Origin of the sequence: Trueperella sp. HMSC08B05 (genome assembly GCF_001808405.1) — a bacterium.
GTDB lineage: Bacteria > Actinomycetota > Actinomycetes > Actinomycetales > Actinomycetaceae > Trueperella > Trueperella bernardiae.
Genome location: NZ_KV793271.1, coordinates 13,815 through 32,305, shown reverse-complemented (window position 1 = coordinate 32,305; position 18,491 = coordinate 13,815). Strand labels below are relative to the sequence as shown.

The window sequence follows — 18,491 nt, the reverse complement described above, 5'->3', positions numbered from 1 at the left end:
TGAGGTAGGAACTAAACCCAGGACGCTTCATTTGATAAGGTTAGCCTTACCTAATAAGGATGGTGTTTGTATGGACGATAGTGTAACGGATCAGGTTGTTGAAGGTGAGTATGGGTCGGCGAAGGAAAAATCTGTCGCTGGCCAGAACGCGATCCGTCAGCTATCGCAGCCGGTGAAAGGCAAACTGTTCGTCGCGCAGGTCTTAGCGTTCGCCTCTGGTGTGCTGGCTATCGCACCTTATGTGGCTTTGGTGGAGCTTGGCAGAGAACTTATGCAAGACCAGGTGGACCCGGCGCGGGTGAACTGGATCGTCATACTCCTCGTCAGCGCATACATGACCCGGTTGACCTTATATTTTGTTGCATTGGGCGTGACGCATTTTATTGACCTGTCGTTGCGTAATCAGATGCGCCGCCAGATTGCCGCCCGAATGTCGACTGCTCCGCTGTCGTGGTTTACCCGCGAGGGTGAGGGGAAGATCCGCAAGACCATTCAGGATGATACGGCCACGGTGCACACAGTGATCGCGCACGGGCCGATCGAGAAACTGAACGCGATCGTCTCCCCGCTCGCCTTGTTGGCCTATGCGTTTGTGGTGGATTGGCGGCTCGCGTTGCTGTCGATTGCGACGATTCCGATTTATGTGGGCATGTATGGCATGTCGATGCGTGGGATGAATGAGAAGACCGCGCAAATGGATACCAAGCTCGCTCAGGTTTCGGCAACGATGGCCGAGTTTGTTGCCGGTATCTCAGTGGTGAAAGCGTTCGGCAAGGTCGGCCAAGCACATAAAGCCTATTTAGATGCGGCTAACGAGTTTTCTAAGTTCTACCGGGCGTGGTGTATGCCGCTGGTGTCGATGTCGGTCGCCTCATTTTCGTGGGTGTCGATCCCGGTGTTGTTGATCGTGAACCTTGGCGGTGGCGCGTTGATGATGAACGCCGGTTGGGTGAGCATCTACGAGGTGATAACGACGACGTTGATCGCCTTGGTGCTGCCGGGAGCGTTGATGGCAGTCGCAACCATCGCCTGGTCGTACCAGCTCGCAGGGTCTGCGGCAGTGAGGCTGGTGAACGTCATGGAGCTACCGGCGTTGAGTCAGCCCGATGCGCCACAGACGCCAAAGGGTCATGATATTGAGATTCGGGGTGTGTCGTATGCCTATGATGACACCCAGGCATTAGACGAGGTGAGCCTGAGCATTCCGGCAGGCACGGTGACCGCGCTGGTTGGCCCGTCGGGTGCGGGAAAGTCGACGTTGGCGAGTTTGATTGCCCGCTTTGATGACCCGGACGCTGGCACGATCACCATCGGCGGGGTTGATCTAAAGAGCATTTCCCAGGATGTGTTGTATTCGACGGTCGCATTCGTCCTGCAAGATGCACAGCTTATTCGCGACACCATTCGAAACAACATCGCTCTTGGCGCGCCAGACGCAACCTTGGATCAGGTGCGGCAGGCGGCGCGGGCAGCGCAGATCGACGAGTTCATCATGAGCCTGCCAGATGGTTACGACACCGTGTTGGGTGAGGATACCCACGTTTCGGGCGGGCAGGCAGCCCGTATCGCGATCGCCCGGGCGCTCATGGTTGATGCCCCAGTGTTGGTGCTGGACGAGGCGACGGCGATGGCGGACCCGGAATCGGAATCGAAAATCCAACAAGCTCTCTCGACTCTTGCCAAAGGCAGAACCGTGATTGTGATCGCCCACCGACTGGCCTCGATCAGAGGGGCAGACCAAATCGTCGTCATGGAACGCGGGCGCATTGCTGTGGTCGGTAAACACGATGAGCTGTTGGGTAATGCGCACTATCAGGCACTTCTTGCCCAAGGTGCATGCGAGGAGATGACACGATGAATCAACTATTGCTGCCACGCTTTAAGCGTTTGATGGAACCCGCCTCGTGGCGAGACCTTTCGGTTGGTCAAGCGTGGGGTGCGGTCTCAGGACTGTGTCACGGCTTTGCCCTGCTGACTCTGCTTCCCGCAGCAAGTGCCCTAGCAACCGGAATGCCGGTGTGGGGGCTGTCGTTTTCGGGCTGGCTCATCGCCTTGGCGGTGATCGCGATGCTGGGCGTGGGCACGGAGTTTTATGGCATGCGCACCGGCTATATCGGCGCGCTCGGATTCATTCACGACGTACACCAGGCAGTAGGTAACAAAGTAGCCCGCCTACCGTTGGGAGTGTTCGATTCGGGTAGCTCTGGACGGCTGTCGCGCATGGTCACCCAGGAAATGATGAACTTGGGCGAGTCGGCGGCGCATTTCATTTTCTCCCTCGTCCAAAAACTCTCGGCCGTGCTCGTAGTGACTGTGGGAACCTGGTTCTGGGATTGGCGACTGGGACTGACCTTGACGATCGCCTTCCCGATCATGCTCGCCTTCCTCCATATCTCCCGCGTGCTTCTTGATAAAGGTAAGCAGATTTCCGAACCAGCCGAATCAGAGTTGGCGGCTCGCATGGTCGAATTCGCCACCTGCCAAGGCGCGCTGCGCTCCTGCCACGTCGCCGACGACTACCCGGCCCTTGATCGGGCATTCAAACAGGCTGACCGCAAAAGCCGCAAAGCATTGTGGATCGAAACATTAGCGAACCTGATTAATGGGATGTTCGTCCAAGCGCTCATTGTGGTGATGATCTGGCTCACCGCCCAACTCGCCCTCGGCGGGCAAATGAATGCGCTGAACGCCGTGGTCACAATCGGCATGTGCCTGCGGTTCACCACCATGCTCCAAGACATCGGTGGCTGCATGACCGGGCTGGAAGAACGCCGCCAGCAGATGAACCACGTCGACAAGGTCATGGACGCCCCCGAACTGTCCGAACCCGATGCCTCCACGCCGATAAACGCCCCTGGTGATGTTCGTTTCGAGGACGTCACCTTCAGCTACGATCCGGACACCCCGGTTCTTTGTGATATTTCCTTCCATGTCCCGCAAGGCGGCATGTGTGCCCTGGTTGGTCCATCTGGGTGCGGGAAGACGACGATCGCCCGGTTGGTTGCACGTTTCTGGGATGTGCAGTCCGGCAGCGTGCGCGTTGGCGGAGTGGACGTGCGCGAGCAGGCCACCGAAGACCTGATGCGCCAGGTGTCTCTCGTCTTCCAAGACGTCTACTTATTCAATGACACTCTCGAAGCCAACATTCGCCTTGGCAACCCTAAAGCTACCGATGAAGAAATCAGGTGGGCCGCTGACCTGTCGGGCGTGACGGAAATCGTCAACCGCCTCCCAGACGGCTGGAATTCATTGGCGGGTTCTGGCGGGCGTGCACTGTCAGGTGGGGAACGCCAACGAGTGTCCATCGCTCGCGCCTTGGTGAAGAAAGCTCCGATTGTGCTGTTCGATGAGGCCACCAGCGCGTTGGACGCGGAAAATGAAGCCAACATTGTTGCGGCGATGAATGAGCTACGCAAACACTCCACACTTATTGTCATCGCCCACAAACTGGAAACCATTCGGTCAGCTGACCAAATCATTGTGCTCTCCCACGGTGGGCGTATCGCCCAGCGCGGGTGCCACGACGAGCTGGTCAACCAGCCAGGTCAATACCGCGATTTCTGGCAAGAACGCATCAACGCCGCCGGATGGCAACTCGTCTAAAACACAGCACTGTTCACAATCATGAAAGGAAAAACTATGTCCACACCCACATCCTCGCGCCTCAACGCGCGCGACTTCATCAACATTGGCGTCTTCACCGCTTTGATGTTCGTCATCGTGTTTGCATTCGGAATGCTCGGGTTCATCCCCGCCGCCATGTATGCCGGTTTCTTGCTTTCTATCCTCGTTAACGGCATCGTCTTTGCGCTGTTCACAGCACGCACTCCGAAGATGGGGGCATTGACAATCATGCTGGTTATCATCGAAATCCTCTTTTTCGTGACCGGTCACTGGGTGGGCGGCATCGCGGTGGCCGCTGTATTTGGCCTGCTCGCCGACCTAGTCATCACCAAGGGGCCGAAGAGCGTGAAGGTTCGCGTTCCGCTGGCATACGCACTGTTTATTCTGCCGATCTACGTGTCACCGTGGATGCCGCTATTTATGAACCAAGACGCGTATATGTCGCAGATCGCCGAACAAATGGGCGCAGACTACGCCGCCAAGATGGCGCAGGTTGTCACGATTCCGATTCTGCTGGGCTTCTTCGTCGTGATGCTCATCGTTGGCTGGCTTGCTGGTCTGTTGGGAACCAGGGTCGCGCGCAAACACTTTGAACGGGCCGGTCTTGTCTAAACTTCCCGACCCGCGCACGATTATCGCAGCGCTCGTCATCGTCTCCACCACGATCTACAGTGCCTACTCGCCGTGGTTCGTGTGTGCTCTGGGCGGATTCGCCGCCGTGATGCTGGCGAGCGCTGCGATCAACCCCAACACGCTCGTGCGCCCGAGCTGGGTGGCCGTATACTTGGCCACGTTTGCGGTCCTCGGCGGGCTCGTCTTCGTGATACCACTGGTGTGGAAGTCAACGGCCGGCGCGTTCTTCGTGCTGTTTTTGCAGTTGATGTGGCGATTCAGTGTCAGCGCAGGAATGGGAGCCTACGCGATTGGCGTGATCCGACCCGCCACCTTGCAAAAAGCACTCGCCAGCTCGCGGATCCCGACCTGTTTCACGATCCCAATCTCTGTTGCCTTACGTGTGCTGCCCGTGATCGGCCACGAGGTTAAAGCGATCTCAGATGCCATGAAACTACGCGGGATGTCCGTGCTCTCACTGCGTGCGGCGCAATACTTCACAATCCCGCTGCTATCGACCGTGGTACGCAGCGGGGACGAACTGGCATCGGCCGCCCTCGTGCGAGGACTGGGCGGAACCGCAAAGTCCACCTCGGTCACAGTCGTGAAATTCCGTGTGATCGACGCAGTCATTCTGCTCATCGTTATCGGCTTCGCGATATGGAGAATCGTCCTATGACAACAGCCCAAGCCACCAGGGTCACCTTCACCTATCGAGGAGCAGACCATCCCTCAATCAACGACGCAACCATCACCATCACACCTGGAACCGTCACCTTGCTGTGTGGCGCATCCGGGTCAGGAAAAACCACCGCACTACGGCTATTTAACGGGCTCATCCCGCACTTTCACGACGGCGACCTCACCGGAAGCGTCACAGTCGACGACATTGACGTGGCACGAACAGATCTGCCACGCCTTGCCCACCACTGCTCGACAGTATTCCAAAACCCGCGCACCCAGTTCTACACCACTCACGTGCGTCAAGAACTCGCCTTCGGTCCAGAAAACCTCGGTCGCGACCCGCATGACATTCGCCGACGCATTGATGAAGTAGCCGCCGAGTTAGGTATCGCCGATCTGCTAGAATCCCGCGTCACACAACTATCAGGCGGACAGATGCAACGCGTGGCCTGCGCCGTCGCCATGTGCAACAACACGTCGCTGATCGTGTTCGACGAACCGACCGCGAACCTGTCAGCTGATCTTATCGACCAACTCGCCACACTCATCGCCAGGCTCAAAGCCGATAGACACACCATCATCATCGCTGAACATCGGCTGAGCTTCCTTTCCGGGATCGTCGACCGTGTCTACTGCTTCGATAAAGGCAACATCGCCCTCACCGCAACCGGCGAAGAGTTCTACGCTACCTCGGATGAGGAGCGCAAACAGCTTGGGCTGCGATCCCTAGTGCCCGTGCCCATGCCACAACTTCCGGAACCGGCAGGATATGGGCTGGAGATCAGAAACCTCACCTTCGCCTACCGCCACGGAAACACGGTTCTCAACATCGACCATCTGCTCTTCCCGGCAGGGAAAATCACCGCACTGTTGGGCCCGTGCGGGTCAGGCAAATCAACACTGGCACGTATCGTCTGCGGACTCGAAAAAGCCAAAGGTGCATCCATCACACTCAATGGGCAAAAATTCACCAGCCGAGACGCATACCTCGTCATGCAAGACCCCACCCGGCAGCTATTCTCAGACACAGTCATTGACGAAGTCACGCTCGGGATAACGAGAGCCGAAAAACAACACATCGACGCCCGCACGATCCTTGAAGAACTCGATCTTGCGGAGCACGAGTCCGACCATCCGCAAGCGCTGTCTGGTGGGCAGCGCCAACGCCTGGTCATCGCCACCGCGCTTGCCGCGAACAAGAAGGTCTACATTTTCGACGAGCCGACATCGGGTGTGGGCTACAAGCACCTCGTCGCAATTTCTCAAGTGATGCGCAAACTCGCTGATACCGGTGCCGTCGTCATCGTCATCACCCACGACGCCGAACTCGTCACCGAGGTCGCCAACCATAGCGTCCGCCTCGACCAAATCAACGCCTGCTAACGCAAACGCTCGCTCAGTCGAAAGAGAGGAAAGCGTTTCTGCAGGTCAGAGCAAACGCGCTACACACTCGCTAACGGAAGGGAATTTCTTGACCCCCTTGGGGCATACTCGCTAACGCAAACGCCTACTTATCATTTTCGACGTCATAATGGAGCGGGCGACGGGAATCGAACCCGCCTCTGCAGCTTGGGAAGCTGCCATTCTACCGATGAACTACGCCCGCGAGGGTGACCCCATCTTATCCATCCATCGCCTCCGACGCCAATCGGCCCATCCCCGTCTCCGCCTCCAAGCCCTCCGGCCGCGTTGCTACCGCCGCACGGGCCGATCCTGGACCGCAGACCGTCGCCCGCCCCAAGACCGCGCCCACCCACTTGGTGAAATCCGCCGCCCGCCACCGCGGGCCGTGAAAGAATTGGGACATGCTTCTTTCTGATCGTGACATCCGGGCCTACGTCGCTGACGGGCGGATCGCCATCGACCCGTGGGATCCGGAGATGGTTCAGCCGTCGTCGGTGGACATCCACCTGGACCGCTTCTTCCGCCTCTTCGACAACCACAAGTACCCCATGATCGACCCGTCGCAAGCGCAGCCGGAGCTCACGCGCCTGGTGGAAGTCTCGGCGGACAGCAGCCTGGTCCTGCATCCGGGCGAGTTCGTGCTCGGCTCCACCTACGAGCAGATCACGCTTGCCGACGACGTCGCCGCCCGGCTCGAGGGCAAGTCGAGTTTGGGGCGACTCGGGTTGCTGACGCACTCGACGGCGGGGTTCATCGACCCGGGCTTTTCCGGTCACGTGACACTGGAGCTGTCGAACACGGCGACCATGCCGATCATGTTGCTGCCGGGGATGAAGGTGGGGCAGTTCTGTTTCTTCCAGCTGTCGTCGGCGGCGGAGGCTCCCTACGGTCAAGGGGCGAGGGGCTCGCGTTACCAGGGCCAGCGCGGCCCGACTGCCTCCCGCTCGGACCTGAATTTCCACAGGATCGACGTCTCGGACCACAACTTTTAAGGCCAGCCCAAGAGCGGGCCTGCTGCACCGGCGGGCGGACTCACGCCCGTCCGCACCCGCCGCCCACATCCCTACTCCGGCTTTGCTCTCAGGCTGCACCGCGACATTTCTTATTTCTTTCTCTAGGATTAGTAGGGGAGAAAAGCACCTGTTCGTTGCCATGGTCTGGGGAGACGTATGCTGATTTTGTTGGCCGCTTTCGCGATGGGTGCGCTCGCGGCGCCCGCGATCATGAAGGCGGGCCGACGCGGCTACGTGTACCTCGCGGCGATTCCGGCGCTCTCTTTCGTCTACCTTGCCGCCCAGGGCCCGGCGGTGATGCGCGGTGACTTCCCGTCGGAGAATTACGCGTGGGTGCCGCAAGTGAGCCTGGAGTTGACCTTCCGCCTCGATCACCTCTCGTGGATGATGTCCCTGATCGTCACGGGCGTGGGTACAGCCGTCCTTTTCTATTGCGCCCGCTATTTTTCCGCCTCGGCCCACGGCATGGGCCGTTTCGCGGGGGTCTTCGTGGCGTTTGCGGGCGCGATGCTGGGCCTGGTCACCACCGACAACACGCTTGCCCTTTACCTTTTCTGGGAGCTGACCTCGGTCTTCTCCTTCCTCCTCATTGGCTTCCAGTTCGACAAGCAGGCATCGCGCCGCGCCGCGATGCAGGCGTTCATTGTGACCACTGCGGGCGGCCTCGCCATGCTCGCTGGCCTCATCACGCTGGGTAACATCCCGGGCGGCTCGTATGTGATCTCGGAGCTGGTGGCCTCCGCCAGCAGTGGCACCCTCGGCGTCGCGGCGATCGGCGCGGAGTCGACCCCGCACGCCGTCATCGTCGTCGCCGTCGCGGCAGTCCTCATCGGCGCGATGGCCAAATCCGCGATCATCCCCTTCCACTTCTGGCTTCCCGCCGCGATGGCCGCCCCCACGCCTACCTCCGCCTACCTGCACGCGGCGGCGATGGTGAAGGCCGGCGTCTACCTGGCGGCCCGCCTTGCCCCCGGCTTCTCCGACCTCGCGGCCTGGCGCTACATGATCCTTGCCGGCGGGATCGCCACCCTGGTCCTCGGCGGCTACCGCGCGCTCAAGCAGTACGACCTCAAGCTCGTCCTCGCCTTCGGCACCGTCTCCCAGCTGGGCCTCATCCTCCTCATGGTCGGCTACGGCACCCCGGCGATGCTGCTCGCGGGTCTCGGCATGCTGGTCGCCCACGCGATGTTCAAGTCCACGCTCTTCCTCGCGGTCGGCCAGGTCGACTGGGCCACCGGCACCCGCGACCTTCGCGAGCTCTCCGGGGTCGGCCGCCAGATGCCGGTCACGGCGTCGGCCGCCGCGCTCGCGGGCCTGTCGATGGCGGGCGTGCCCGGGTTCGCGGGCTTCGTGGCGAAGGAGGCCGCCCTCCACGCGCTCATCGGCGGCACCACTGCCGATACCCTCACCTGGCTCGCGATCGCCGCCGGCTCGATCTTCACGGTCGCCTACACCCTGCGCTTCTGGTGGGGCGCCTTCGCGGACAAGCCCGGCGCCCGCACCCCGGTCAAGCGCCGCTCGCCCATGCTTACCGCGCCCATCGTGGTCCTCTCCCTCGCCGGCCTCGTTTTCGGCCTGGCGGGCGGGCTTCTCGACGCCGTCTTCCAGCCCTACGTCCGCGCCCTCCCGGGAGATTCGGGCCACCTCGCGTCCTGGCCGGGGATCGGCGCGCCGTTCCTGGTCACGACCGTGATCCTCGCGGCCGGCGTCGTGCTGTTTGCTGCGCGCACCACGATCGAGCCGAGCCTTCGCGCCCACGACTTCCCCGTCTCAGCCGACCGGGTCTACCACAGGATCGTTTCCGGCCTGGAGGACCTGTCGGGCTCGGTCACGGCCTTCACCCAGCGTGGCTCGCTCCCGGCTTACCTTTCCACGATCTTCACCTTCACCGCTTTCGCGGTCCTGCTCGCCTTCAGTGTGGGCGACTGGCAGGGAAGCATCAGCTTGCGCCCGTACGACTCGGTGTCCCAGGCCCTGGTCGGCGTCGTGACAATCGTGGCCGCGATCCTCGGCGCCCGCGCCCGCCACCGCATGAAGGCCGTGCTGCTGATCGGCGCGTCGGGCTACGGGGTGGCCCTCCTCTACGAGCTCTACGGCGCGCCGGATCTTGCGCTTACCCAGGTGCTGGTGGAGACCATGTCGTTGGTGGTGTTCATCCTCGTGTTGCGCCGACTGCCCGCTTATTTCTCCCACCGCCCGCTGCGCTTTTCGCGCACGTGGCGCATCATCGTGGCCACCGCGTTTGGCGCGATGACGGCGGTCCTCGGCGTCGTCGCCGCCGGCGCCCGCATCCACACCCCGATCTCGGTAAACTTCCACGACGAGGCCTACACTTACGGGTACGGCAAAAACATCGTCAACGTGACGCTTGTGGACATCCGCGCGTGGGACACCTTCAGCGAGATCGCCGTGGTAGTGGCCTGCGCGATCGGCATTTCCTCCCTCCTCTTTATCCGCGACCGCGGCGGGCGCATCGACCGCTTCCGCAACCTCCAAGCTCCGCGCACGAACGTGGCCGGCCAGCTCATCGCCCCCGCGCGCGACGACGCCGGCCCCACCTGGCGCCGGACCCGGGCACGAGTGATCGAGTCGTCGGTGGTGGCGCCGGCCCGCAACCGGCGTTGGCTGGTCGGCACGGACCAGGTGCCCTTCGGGCGCCGCTCGGTGATCTTAGAGGTGGGCACGCGCCTGGTCTTCCACACGATCGTGGCCGTGTCGGTCTTCTTCCTCTTCGCAGGCCACAACGCCCCCGGCGGCGGATTCGCGGGCGGCCTGCTCGCGGGCATCGCGCTGGTACTGCGCTACGTGGCGGGCGGGCGCTACGAGCTGGGCGCGGCCGTCCCCCTCCACCCGGGTCACCTCATGGGCGCGGGCCTAGCCACCGCCGGCGTGGCCGCGCTGGTGCCGGTGGCGCTCGGCGGCACGATCCTACAGTCGGCGAAGATCGAGCTGATGCTCTGGGGTTTCGGTGACGTCAAAATCGCTACCGCGATCTTCTTCGACATCGGCGTCTACCTGGTGGTGGTCGGCCTCGTGCTCGACGTCTTGCGCTCCCTCGGCGCCGAAATCGACCGCCACGGCGAGGTCGAAGCCGCCGACGAGCCGCACTACCAGCTACGCCCCTCCGCCGATTCCCGCCGGGACACCTCCGACGCGGAGCAGGCCCGCTCCTACGACGCCGTCCCAGGCGTTGCGCCCGACGCGCCGATTCCCGCGGGTGCGCCGGTAGTGGCACCCGCGGCCCAGCCCACCACGGCCGGCCCAGCCCAATCTGCTGTGGCCCAGTATGCCCCGGCGCCTGGCCCCGCACACCCGCCCCACACAGAGAGCGAGTTCGACATCGACACCACGGGCCTGACCACCATCGCTTCCGACCCGGCCACCACCTCCACGGCCCTGACCGGACGGGAGGAAACCCGATGAGTTCCTCCCTTGCGCTCGCGATAGTGTCCGGCGTGCTCGTCGCCGTCGGTATTTATCTGGTGCTTGAGCGCTCCCTGTCGCGCATCGTGCTGGGCCTCGCGGCCCTCACCAACGGGGTCAATATCCTCATGCTCATCGCGGGCGGCCCCTCTGGCGCGCCGGCCATGGTGGGGGAGGCCGCGCAAGAAGACATGGCCGACCCGCTGGTCCAAGCCATGATGCTCACCGCGATCGTCATCTCCCTTGCCCTCACCGGCTTCCTCCTCGCGCTCGCTTACCGCTCCTGGCAGCTCAACGCCTCCGACGAGGTCCAAGACGACCTCGAGGATCGCCGCATCGCCGACCGCACCGAGGACGCCAAGTTCGAGGCCCGCACCGACAAGCCCGCCGACCTCGAGCTCGACGCCCCCGACATCCGCGACGAGACCGACGACGACCCGGCCTCTCCCGACGAGCCTGGCCCGGCCGTCGTCGACGCCGCCCCCGCGGCCCACCCCGGCCCTCACGAGGGGAGGCGCTCATGACCTGGGACTTCCTCGTGGCCCTGCCCGTGGTGCTGCCGTTGTTCGGCGCGGGCCTGTCGTTGGCGTTTGCCTCTGTGCGCCGCCTCCAGGGCATCCTCTCGGCCGGCATCCTTGGCATCGTGTGGCTGGTCGCAGGCACGCTACTGGTGATGTCCGCGTCGGGCCCGGTTGTGCTTGACGTCGCGAACTGGGCGGCCCCCGTCGGCATCTCGCTGGTGGCCGACCGCCTGAGCGCCATCATGCTCTTCACCTCGGTCACGGTCACGCTCACGGTTCTGCTGTATTCGCTGGCCCAGGGCGCGGCCGACGGCGACGACGCCGCCCCCATCGCGGTCTATCACCCCGCCTTTCTCCTGCTCTCGGCGGGCGTGTCGAACGCGTTCCTCAGCGGGGACCTGTTCAACATTTACGTGGGATTCGAGCTGCTACTGACGGCATCGTTCGTGCTCATCACCCTGGGCGGTACGCGCGACCGCATCCGTTCAGGCACGGTGTACGTGGTGGTCTCGCTCATTTCTTCGGTGGTCTTCCTCATTGCCATCGCGATGACGTACGCCGCGGCGGGCACGGTCAACCTCGCCCAGCTGGCGCTGCGCCTACCCGAGATCGACCCGGGCGTACGGATCGCGATCCAGGTGATGCTGCTGGTCGGTTTCGGTATCAAGGCGGCGGTCTTTCCGCTGTCGGCTTGGCTGCCCGACTCCTACCCCACCGCCCCCGCGCCTGTCACCGCCGTGTTCGCCGGCCTGCTCACGAAGGTGGGCGTGTATGCGATCATCCGCACCCAGACCCTCCTCTTCCCCTACAACCGGCTCACGCTGGTGATCGGCGTCGTCGCGATCCTCACGATGCTCATGGGCATCCTCGGCGCGGTGGCCCAGCAGGACATCAAGCGCCTGTTGTCCTTCACCCTCGTGTCCCACATCGGCTTCATGATCTGGGGCATCTCGCTGTACTCCGTGCACGGGCTGGGCGCCACGATCTACTACGCCGTCCACCACATCACCGTCCAGACCGCCCTGTTCCTGGTGGTGGGCCTGGTCGAACGACGCGGCGGCACCACCTCGCTCATCCGCCTCGGCTCGCTTGCCAAGCTCTCCCCGATCATCTCCGCGCTCTACATCGTGCCGGCCCTGAACCTGGCGGGCATCCCGCCGGGGTCGGGATTCTTCGGCAAGGTGGGGCTCATTCAGGCCTCCGTCGACCGCGGCGCGATCATCGACTGGGGGCTCATCATCACGGGCATCGTCTGCTCGCTGCTCACCCTCTACGCCGTGTCGCGCGCGTGGAACATGGCCTTCTGGCAGACCGCCCCCGAACCGCTCTCCGCCAAGCCGATCCCGTGGGGGATGACCGGCGCCGCCGGCGCGCTCGTGACGTTCTCGCTCATCATCTCCTTCTTCGCCGGCCCGATCTACAACTTCACCGAAGGCGCCGCCACCGAGCTCAAGGCCCGCTCGCCCTACATCGTGGCCGTCCTGCCCGAGGGCGGGCGCGGCAGCGGGGAGTCGAAGGTTCCCGAAGCCGTGAGGCAGCCCGCGCCCGCGAGCACCGAGGAAGGAGGCCGTCGTGGCTAACGACTACACGCCATCCGCGCGCGCCATTTACCGCGTCGCCCGCCGCCCTGGCCGCTTCCCGCATGCCTCGGTGGGCATGCTCGCCTGGCTGACTGCGGTGTGGGTGTTGCTGTGGGGCGAGTTCTCGGCGGGCAACGTACTGGCCGGCCTCATTGTGGCGCTCGGGATCACCACCGTTGCGCCCTTCCCCTACACGCCGTTCGACGGGCGGTCACGGCCCATCGCCGTCGTCGTGCTGGTCGCGCGCTTCCTCATCGACATCGTCATTTCCTCCGCGCAGATCGCCGCGTTCATCCTGCGCGGCAAGCACCCGCAGGCCGCGATCATTCGCGTCCACCTGCGCTCCCACTCCGACGTCTACCTCGCCACGATCGCCGGCATGACGGCGCTAGTGCCGGGTTCTGTGGTGGTCGAGGCGCACCGCGTGAGCGGCACGCTCTACGTCCACGTGTTCGACACCGAGCTGGCTGGCGGTGTGGAGGGCGTGCACCGAACCGTGCTCGAGCTCGAGGAACGGGTGCTGCGGGCTTTCGCTTCGCACGACGAGCTTGTCGACGCCGGCTACGTGCCCGGCCCCACCCGCCGCTACGGGCGCCTGCCCGTCCCCTACGCGCCGGCCACGGGTGAGCCGCGCGAGGTCCGGGAGGGGAGCTCATGACGTACGTTCTCGGATTCTGCATGGCGCTGCTATTTATCGCGTCGCTGCTGGTGCTCATGCGGATCTTCCGCGGGCCCACGGCCCTGGAGCGGATGGTGGCGCTTGACGTCATGACCTCGGTGGTCATCGGCGCGGTGGCCCTTCTCGCCGCGCTCACCCGCCGCGAGGACCTACTCGCCCTGTTCGTGGCCCTGGCCCTGGTCGGCTTCGTCGGCTCGACCACGCTCGCCCGCTTCATCACCCCCGGGGTGGCCAAGCGCTACCCCGAGCGCCGCGACGACGCCCGGCGGGGTGCCGCCCCGAACGCCCCCGGGCAGAGCGGCGTGGCTGGGCCGAGCGGCGTCGGTGGGCTGAATGACGCCGCGCAGGGCGCTACTGGGCGAAATGGCGCGGCTGGCGGCTCGGGCGTCGTCGAAGAGGGGAGGCAGCCGTGAACTGGGCACAAATCGCCGACTGGGTGGGGATCACTCTCATCGTCACAGGCTCACTGTTTACCCTCATCGCCGCGATCGGAGTGTTCCGCTTCCGCGACCTGCTGGCGATCCAGCACGTGGCCACCAAGCCGCAGACGTTCTCGCTCATCATGCTGATGGTGGGGGTCTCGCTCATCGTGCGCAGTGCGACCATGACGTGGACGATGATGCTGGTGATCGGCTTCCAGCTGATTACGGCGCCGATCTCGGCGCACATGATGTCGCGGGCGGGGTATCGCACGGACCGGATCGACAAGAGCGCGCTGATCATCGACGAGCTCGGCGAGGACATGACTGTTGGCGACGACCACGGATGAGCCCGCCGCCCGACGGATCTGGCTGCCGGATCTGACCGCAGGATCTGGTGGCTGGAATGGTCCTGGCCGCAGACAATTCCGCCTGCCCGGGCGAACGCGCTGGCCAGAGACTAGGATGAGACCAACTAGGTTTTTGGAGGAACAATGAACATCGGCTGGAAACTGATCACGGTCGGAATCGCTGGCGCGGCCGGCGCGGCGTCGAACTTGGTGGTCAACCAGGTGTGGGAGAAGGGACTGGGCAAGCAGCGTCCCACTGACGAGGCGGAGATGATGCAGATGCCGATGCGCGACGTCGTGGTCTTCACCGCCGTCACCGCCGTGGTGTCGGCCGTGGTGTCCACTGCGCTCAAGCGCAAAGCCGCGGAGTGGTACGGGGCGTAACGTTCCCCTTCTCGCGCCCTCGCCCTCTCGGGCCTTCGGACGCAAATGCTGCACTACTCGGCAAGATGCGCCACTACTCGGCAAGATGCGGCACTACTCGGCAAGATGCGGCACTACTTTACCGTTATTTAGTGCCGCATCTGTCAGTTTAGTGCCGCATTTGCGATAGCAGGCGCCCGCGGGAGCGGCGCGGGCGTGGTCGACGTCGTCGTGGGCGATTTGGTACGGTAAGGCGTACGACAGGGGAGCGCACATGCGCTGAGAGTGCGGAAACGCAGACCCTCGAACCTGCTCCGGTTAGCACCGGCGAAGGAAGTCGAGCTCTCCCCGGGTGCGCCCGGGCCCTCCCGAACACATGGGAGGAAAAATGAAGACGAAGAGCCTTTTCGTTGTGGCGCTTGGCGCCACGCTCACCGCGACGATGGCCGCATGCTCGGCCGTTGACCAGGCAAAGACGACGGGCGACACGGTCACCGTGCTCACCCACGACTCGTTCTCGATCTCCGACGAGGCCAAGGCGGCCTTCGAGAAGGAGACGGGCATGACGCTGAAGACCACCGCCCCCGGTGACGCCGGCATGGTGCTCAACCAGCTCATCCTCAACAAGGACAACCCCACTGTCGACGCCGTGTTCGGCATCGATAACTTCTCCGCGCAGAGCGCGCTGGACGCGGGCGTCATCGCGCCGTATACCCCGGCCTCGGACCCGGGCGCGGACCGCCGCATTGGCGACTTCACCGCGATCGACTACGGCGACGTCTGCCTCAATGCGGACGCGGCCTACTTCGAGGAGCACGGACTGGAGCTGCCGACGTCGTTCGCGGACCTGACCAAGCCGGAGTACAAGGACCTGCTGGTGGTGACGAACCCGGTCACCTCTAGCCCGGGCCTGGCGTTCCTCGTGGGCACGATCGAGGAGGCGGGCAATGACTGGAAGCAGTACTGGACCGACCTACTCGACAACGGCACCAAGGTGGTTGACTCCTGGTCGGACGCCTTCTACACCGACTTCTCCGCTGCCGACGGCAAGGGTGCCTTCCCGCTCGTGCTGTCCTACGCCTCTTCGCCCGCTTACGGTGAGGGCGCCTTCGTCAACGTGCCCGGCACCTGCGTGGCGCAGACCGAGTACGCCGGCGTCGTGAAGGGCGCGAAGAATGCCGAGGGCGCAGAGAAGTTCATCGACTTCATGCTCTCCGAACAGGTCCAGTCCGAGATCCCGGAGACGATGTACATGTACCCCGTGGCCGACGTCGCCTTGCCGGCCGAGTGGGAGACCTACGCCCAGCGCCCCGCGAACTCGCTCACGCCCGACCCGAAGAAAGTGGCGGAGAACCGTGAGACCTGGCAGAAGGAATGGTCTGCGTTGCGCGAAGGCCGCTAACGCGTGAGAGGAAGAGTCGCCCACCTGGGGTGGGGTGCAGCGCTGGCAGTGCCAGCGCTCTTCCTCATCCTCTTTTTCCTCTGGCCCGTGGGGCGCATGCTCAGCATGGGCCTGGGAGACGCGGCCATGTTTGGCGAGGTCCTCGGCCAGGGGCGGACGTGGCGGATTGTCGGGCAGACGCTCGGCATGGCGCTCGCGGCTACCGCGATCTCCGTGGTGTTGGGCGTGCCGGGCGCCTACGTGCTCTACCGGCTGAAGATCCCGGGGGCGCGGGTGGCGCGCGCGTTCGCCACGGCTCCCTTCGCGCTGCCGACCGTGGTGGTGGGCGTGGCCTTCCGTGCGCTGCTCGACGACGCCGGCCCGCTCGGCTTTCTTGGGCTTGGCCAGACGACGGCGGCCGTGGTGGCCGCGATGGTCTTCTTCAATTACGCCGTGGTGGTGCGGACGGTGGGGTCGATGTGGGCGGGGATCGCCGATCTCACCGACGCCGCCCGCACCCTCGGCGCGAGCCCTGCACGCGCATTCTTCACGGTGACGCTCCCACAGCTTGGGCCGTCGATCGCGGCGGGTGGTGGGCTCGTCTTCCTGTTTTGCTCCACGAGTTTCGGTATCGTCCAGACCCTGGGCCGGCCCGGGTACGGCACGTTGGAGTCGGAGATCTACGTCCAGTCCACCGCCTACCTCGACCTGGGGCACGCGGCCGTTCTATCCGTGTTGCAGCTGGTGATTGTGGTGGTGGCGCTGATCGTGTCCACTGCGCTGTCGGCGCGGACGGAGCGCGCGTTGGACGTGACGCAACGGCCGGCGAAGCGGCCCACGCGCGCGGCCATTCCGGCGATGGTGGTGACCGCGGCCGTGTTGGTTTTCCTGGCGGCGCCGCTGCTGGGCTTGTTGGCCGGGTCGTTGCGCTCGCAGGGCCAGTGGTCCCTGCACAACTACCGGGTGTTGGCTCAGCCCGGCGCCGGCTTCGCCGGTGGCACCTCTATTCTTGACGCGCTCGACCACTCGGTGAAAATTGCGCTCGATGCGGCGACGCTGTCGCTGGTGGTCGGCGTGATCCTCGCCTTCGCGCTGTCACGCCGGCCTCGCACGCGCCTCGTCCGTACGGGGCAGCGGGTGCTGGACGGCGTCGTGCTCCTGCCGCTCGGGATCTCGGCCGTGACCGTGGGCTTTGGCTTCCTCGTCACCTGGGGGCGCGTGCAGTCCGTGCCGACCGGGCTGATCGTGCCGCTAGCCCAGGCCGTGGTGGCGTTGCCGCTGGTGGTGCGCTCGCTCGTGCCGATCCTGCGCGCGATCGACCCGCGGATGCGGGAGGCCGCCGCTACGCTGGGCGCGAGCCCGGCGCGCGTGCTCGCCACCATCGACCTGCCCATCATGGCGCGCGGGCTGGGGATCGCCTTCGGGTTCGCGTTCGCGATCTCGCTGGGGGAGTTCGGGGCCACATCCTTCCTGGCCAGCCCCGACTACCAGACGCTGCCCGTGCTCATTTCGAAGCTGCTGGGCCGGCCGGGCGTCGACAACTATGGGATGGCGCTAGCCGGGTCCGTGATCCTGGCAGGGCTCACGGGCGTGATCATGTTCGTCACCGACCTGGTGCGGCCAAGCGGCACCCGGGGTGCGTTCTAGGTGCAAGTGCCTTCTAGGTGCGAGTGAAGGAGAGAGAATGCTGAGACTCGTCAACCTTGACCTGTCCTACGATCAGCCGCCGGTGCACGCGGTCAACGGCGTGTCACTGACGCTGCAGACCGGCCAGATCCTGGCGTTGCTGGGTGAGTCTGGCTCGGGGAAGTCCTCGTTGCTGCGCGCCGTGGCGGGCCTGGAGCCGGCGACGGGCGAGGTGTCGCTCGGCGGGCGCGATTTGGCCGGGGTGCCGGTCCATCTGCGTAACATCGGGATGGTGTTCCAAGACGGCCAGCTTTTCCCGCACCGGTCGGTTGAGGGCAACATCGCCTACGGGCTCGAAGTGCAAAAGGTGGCTAAGGCCGAGCGGCACGAGCGCGTGGCCGAGCTACTCGAGCTGGTGGGCCTGCCCGACTATGGCGGCCGCCCGATCTCCACGCTGTCTGGTGGCCAAGCCCAGCGCGTGGCGCTCGCCCGTTCGCTTGCCCCGCGCCCCGACCTAATTTTGCTCGACGAGCCGCTCTCCGCGCTCGACCGCATCCTACGCACACGCCTATCCACCCAACTGCGGAAGATCCTGTCCGCCGTGGGGGCCACTGCGATCTACGTGACCCACGACCGCGACGAGGCCTTCAACGTCGCCGACCTCATCGGTGTCATGGAGGACGGCCGCCTCATCCAGCTCGGCACGGCCGACGAGCTACGCGAGAGCCCGGCGTCGGACACGGTCCGCCGGCTGATTTCCTAGGCCGGAACTGCCGAATGTGAGGTCCGGTTTGGCTAGTGTGAAACGTCGC

16 protein-coding genes, 1 tRNA gene and 1 riboswitch are annotated in these 18,491 nt (G+C 64.3%); of the genes, 16 read left to right on the top strand and 1 reads right to left on the bottom strand.

Annotated features, from left to right (window positions below):
- Positions 1-70: 70 nt before the first annotated feature.
- The 5 genes from HMPREF3167_RS08010 to HMPREF3167_RS07990 are packed head-to-tail and all read left to right on the top strand — an operon-like array spanning position 71 to position 6,303.
- A complete protein-coding gene (locus HMPREF3167_RS08010) occupies positions 71-1,858 on the top strand; it encodes an ABC transporter ATP-binding protein (protein ID WP_070446374.1) in 1,788 nt (595 codons plus the stop codon).
- A complete protein-coding gene (locus HMPREF3167_RS08005) occupies positions 1,855-3,603 on the top strand; it encodes an ABC transporter ATP-binding protein (protein WP_068538535.1) in 1,749 nt (582 codons plus the stop codon). The genes HMPREF3167_RS08010 and HMPREF3167_RS08005 overlap by 4 nt, the downstream gene beginning before the upstream one ends.
- A 36-nt stretch (positions 3,604-3,639) precedes the next feature.
- A complete protein-coding gene (locus tag HMPREF3167_RS08000) occupies positions 3,640-4,236 on the top strand; it encodes an MptD family putative ECF transporter S component (RefSeq protein WP_034370650.1) in 597 nt (198 codons plus the stop codon).
- Entirely contained in the window at positions 4,229-4,915 is a 687-nt protein-coding gene (locus tag HMPREF3167_RS07995; protein ID WP_034370647.1) for an energy-coupling factor transporter transmembrane component T family protein, read from the top strand. Before HMPREF3167_RS08000 ends, HMPREF3167_RS07995 begins: the two co-directional genes overlap by 8 nt.
- Complete coding sequence (locus tag HMPREF3167_RS07990) at positions 4,912-6,303, top strand: ABC transporter ATP-binding protein (protein WP_070446372.1); 1,392 nt, start codon at positions 4,912-4,914, stop codon at positions 6,301-6,303. The genes HMPREF3167_RS07995 and HMPREF3167_RS07990 overlap by 4 nt, the downstream gene beginning before the upstream one ends.
- Before the next feature lie 149 nt (positions 6,304-6,452).
- Here HMPREF3167_RS07990 and HMPREF3167_RS07985 read toward each other — a convergent pair.
- Positions 6,453-6,526 (bottom strand) — tRNA-Gly (locus HMPREF3167_RS07985).
- A gap of 199 nt (positions 6,527-6,725) precedes the next feature.
- Between HMPREF3167_RS07985 and dcd the strand changes: the two genes are divergently transcribed.
- The 11 genes from dcd (at position 6,726) to HMPREF3167_RS07925 (ending at position 18,442) form a co-directional block, all read left to right on the top strand.
- Positions 6,726-7,316 (top strand): dCTP deaminase, encoded by a 591-nt coding sequence (dcd, locus tag HMPREF3167_RS07975; protein WP_062614102.1) that lies wholly within the window; start codon positions 6,726-6,728, stop codon positions 7,314-7,316.
- A gap of 177 nt (positions 7,317-7,493) precedes the next feature.
- The gene (locus HMPREF3167_RS07970; protein WP_070446370.1) at positions 7,494-10,760 is read left to right on the top strand and encodes a Na+/H+ antiporter subunit A; all 3,267 of its coding nucleotides are present in this window, start codon (positions 7,494-7,496) and stop codon (positions 10,758-10,760) included.
- The gene (locus HMPREF3167_RS07965) at positions 10,757-11,284 is read left to right on the top strand and encodes a Na(+)/H(+) antiporter subunit C (RefSeq protein WP_062614101.1); all 528 of its coding nucleotides are present in this window, start codon (positions 10,757-10,759) and stop codon (positions 11,282-11,284) included. Before HMPREF3167_RS07970 ends, HMPREF3167_RS07965 begins: the two co-directional genes overlap by 4 nt.
- Positions 11,281-12,861: a Na+/H+ antiporter subunit D gene (locus HMPREF3167_RS07960; RefSeq protein WP_062614100.1), complete on the top strand. Its 1,581-nt coding sequence runs from the start codon at positions 11,281-11,283 to the stop codon at positions 12,859-12,861. Before HMPREF3167_RS07965 ends, HMPREF3167_RS07960 begins: the two co-directional genes overlap by 4 nt.
- On the top strand, positions 12,854-13,519 hold the full coding sequence (locus HMPREF3167_RS07955; RefSeq protein ID WP_062614099.1) for a Na+/H+ antiporter subunit E: 666 nt from the start codon (positions 12,854-12,856) through the stop codon (positions 13,517-13,519). Before HMPREF3167_RS07960 ends, HMPREF3167_RS07955 begins: the two co-directional genes overlap by 8 nt.
- A complete protein-coding gene (locus tag HMPREF3167_RS07950) occupies positions 13,516-13,953 on the top strand; it encodes an MrpF/PhaF family protein (RefSeq protein ID WP_083200525.1) in 438 nt (145 codons plus the stop codon). The genes HMPREF3167_RS07955 and HMPREF3167_RS07950 overlap by 4 nt, the downstream gene beginning before the upstream one ends.
- Entirely contained in the window at positions 13,950-14,309 is a 360-nt protein-coding gene (gene mnhG / locus HMPREF3167_RS07945; protein WP_068538540.1) for a monovalent cation/H(+) antiporter subunit G, read from the top strand. Before HMPREF3167_RS07950 ends, mnhG begins: the two co-directional genes overlap by 4 nt.
- A gap of 144 nt (positions 14,310-14,453) precedes the next feature.
- Positions 14,454-14,693, top strand: a complete 240-nt coding sequence (locus HMPREF3167_RS07940; protein ID WP_062614097.1) for a DUF4235 domain-containing protein — start codon at positions 14,454-14,456, stop codon at positions 14,691-14,693.
- A gap of 231 nt (positions 14,694-14,924) precedes the next feature.
- Positions 14,925-15,025, top strand: a riboswitch (TPP riboswitch).
- 35 nt (positions 15,026-15,060) lie between these two features.
- Positions 15,061-16,074, top strand: coding sequence for a thiamine ABC transporter substrate-binding protein (locus HMPREF3167_RS09705; protein ID WP_062614096.1), 1,014 nt, complete (start codon positions 15,061-15,063; stop codon positions 16,072-16,074).
- A 3-nt stretch (positions 16,075-16,077) separates the two neighbouring features.
- On the top strand, positions 16,078-17,700 hold the full coding sequence (locus HMPREF3167_RS09700) for an ABC transporter permease (protein ID WP_070446368.1): 1,623 nt from the start codon (positions 16,078-16,080) through the stop codon (positions 17,698-17,700).
- A gap of 37 nt (positions 17,701-17,737) precedes the next feature.
- The gene (locus HMPREF3167_RS07925) at positions 17,738-18,442 is read left to right on the top strand and encodes an ABC transporter ATP-binding protein (protein ID WP_070446366.1); all 705 of its coding nucleotides are present in this window, start codon (positions 17,738-17,740) and stop codon (positions 18,440-18,442) included.
- The last annotated feature ends 49 nt before the right edge of the window (positions 18,443-18,491 follow it).

Coding starts and splice junctions, on each gene's coding strand:
- HMPREF3167_RS07970 (WP_070446370.1), top strand. CDS start 7,494: ATGCTGATTTTGTTGGCCGCTTTCGCGATGGGTGCGCTCGCGGCGCCC.
- HMPREF3167_RS09705 (WP_062614096.1), top strand. CDS start 15,061: ATGAAGACGAAGAGCCTTTTCGTTGTGGCGCTTGGCGCCACGCTCACC.
- HMPREF3167_RS08000 (WP_034370650.1), top strand. CDS start 3,640: ATGTCCACACCCACATCCTCGCGCCTCAACGCGCGCGACTTCATCAAC.
- HMPREF3167_RS07950 (WP_083200525.1), top strand. CDS start 13,516: ATGACGTACGTTCTCGGATTCTGCATGGCGCTGCTATTTATCGCGTCG.
- HMPREF3167_RS08010 (WP_070446374.1), top strand. CDS start 71: ATGGACGATAGTGTAACGGATCAGGTTGTTGAAGGTGAGTATGGGTCG.
- HMPREF3167_RS07925 (WP_070446366.1), top strand. CDS start 17,738: ATGCTGAGACTCGTCAACCTTGACCTGTCCTACGATCAGCCGCCGGTG.
- HMPREF3167_RS07965 (WP_062614101.1), top strand. CDS start 10,757: ATGAGTTCCTCCCTTGCGCTCGCGATAGTGTCCGGCGTGCTCGTCGCC.
- dcd (WP_062614102.1), top strand. CDS start 6,726: ATGCTTCTTTCTGATCGTGACATCCGGGCCTACGTCGCTGACGGGCGG.
- HMPREF3167_RS07990 (WP_070446372.1), top strand. CDS start 4,912: ATGACAACAGCCCAAGCCACCAGGGTCACCTTCACCTATCGAGGAGCA.
- HMPREF3167_RS07940 (WP_062614097.1), top strand. CDS start 14,454: ATGAACATCGGCTGGAAACTGATCACGGTCGGAATCGCTGGCGCGGCC.
- HMPREF3167_RS07960 (WP_062614100.1), top strand. CDS start 11,281: ATGACCTGGGACTTCCTCGTGGCCCTGCCCGTGGTGCTGCCGTTGTTC.
- HMPREF3167_RS08005 (WP_068538535.1), top strand. CDS start 1,855: ATGAATCAACTATTGCTGCCACGCTTTAAGCGTTTGATGGAACCCGCC.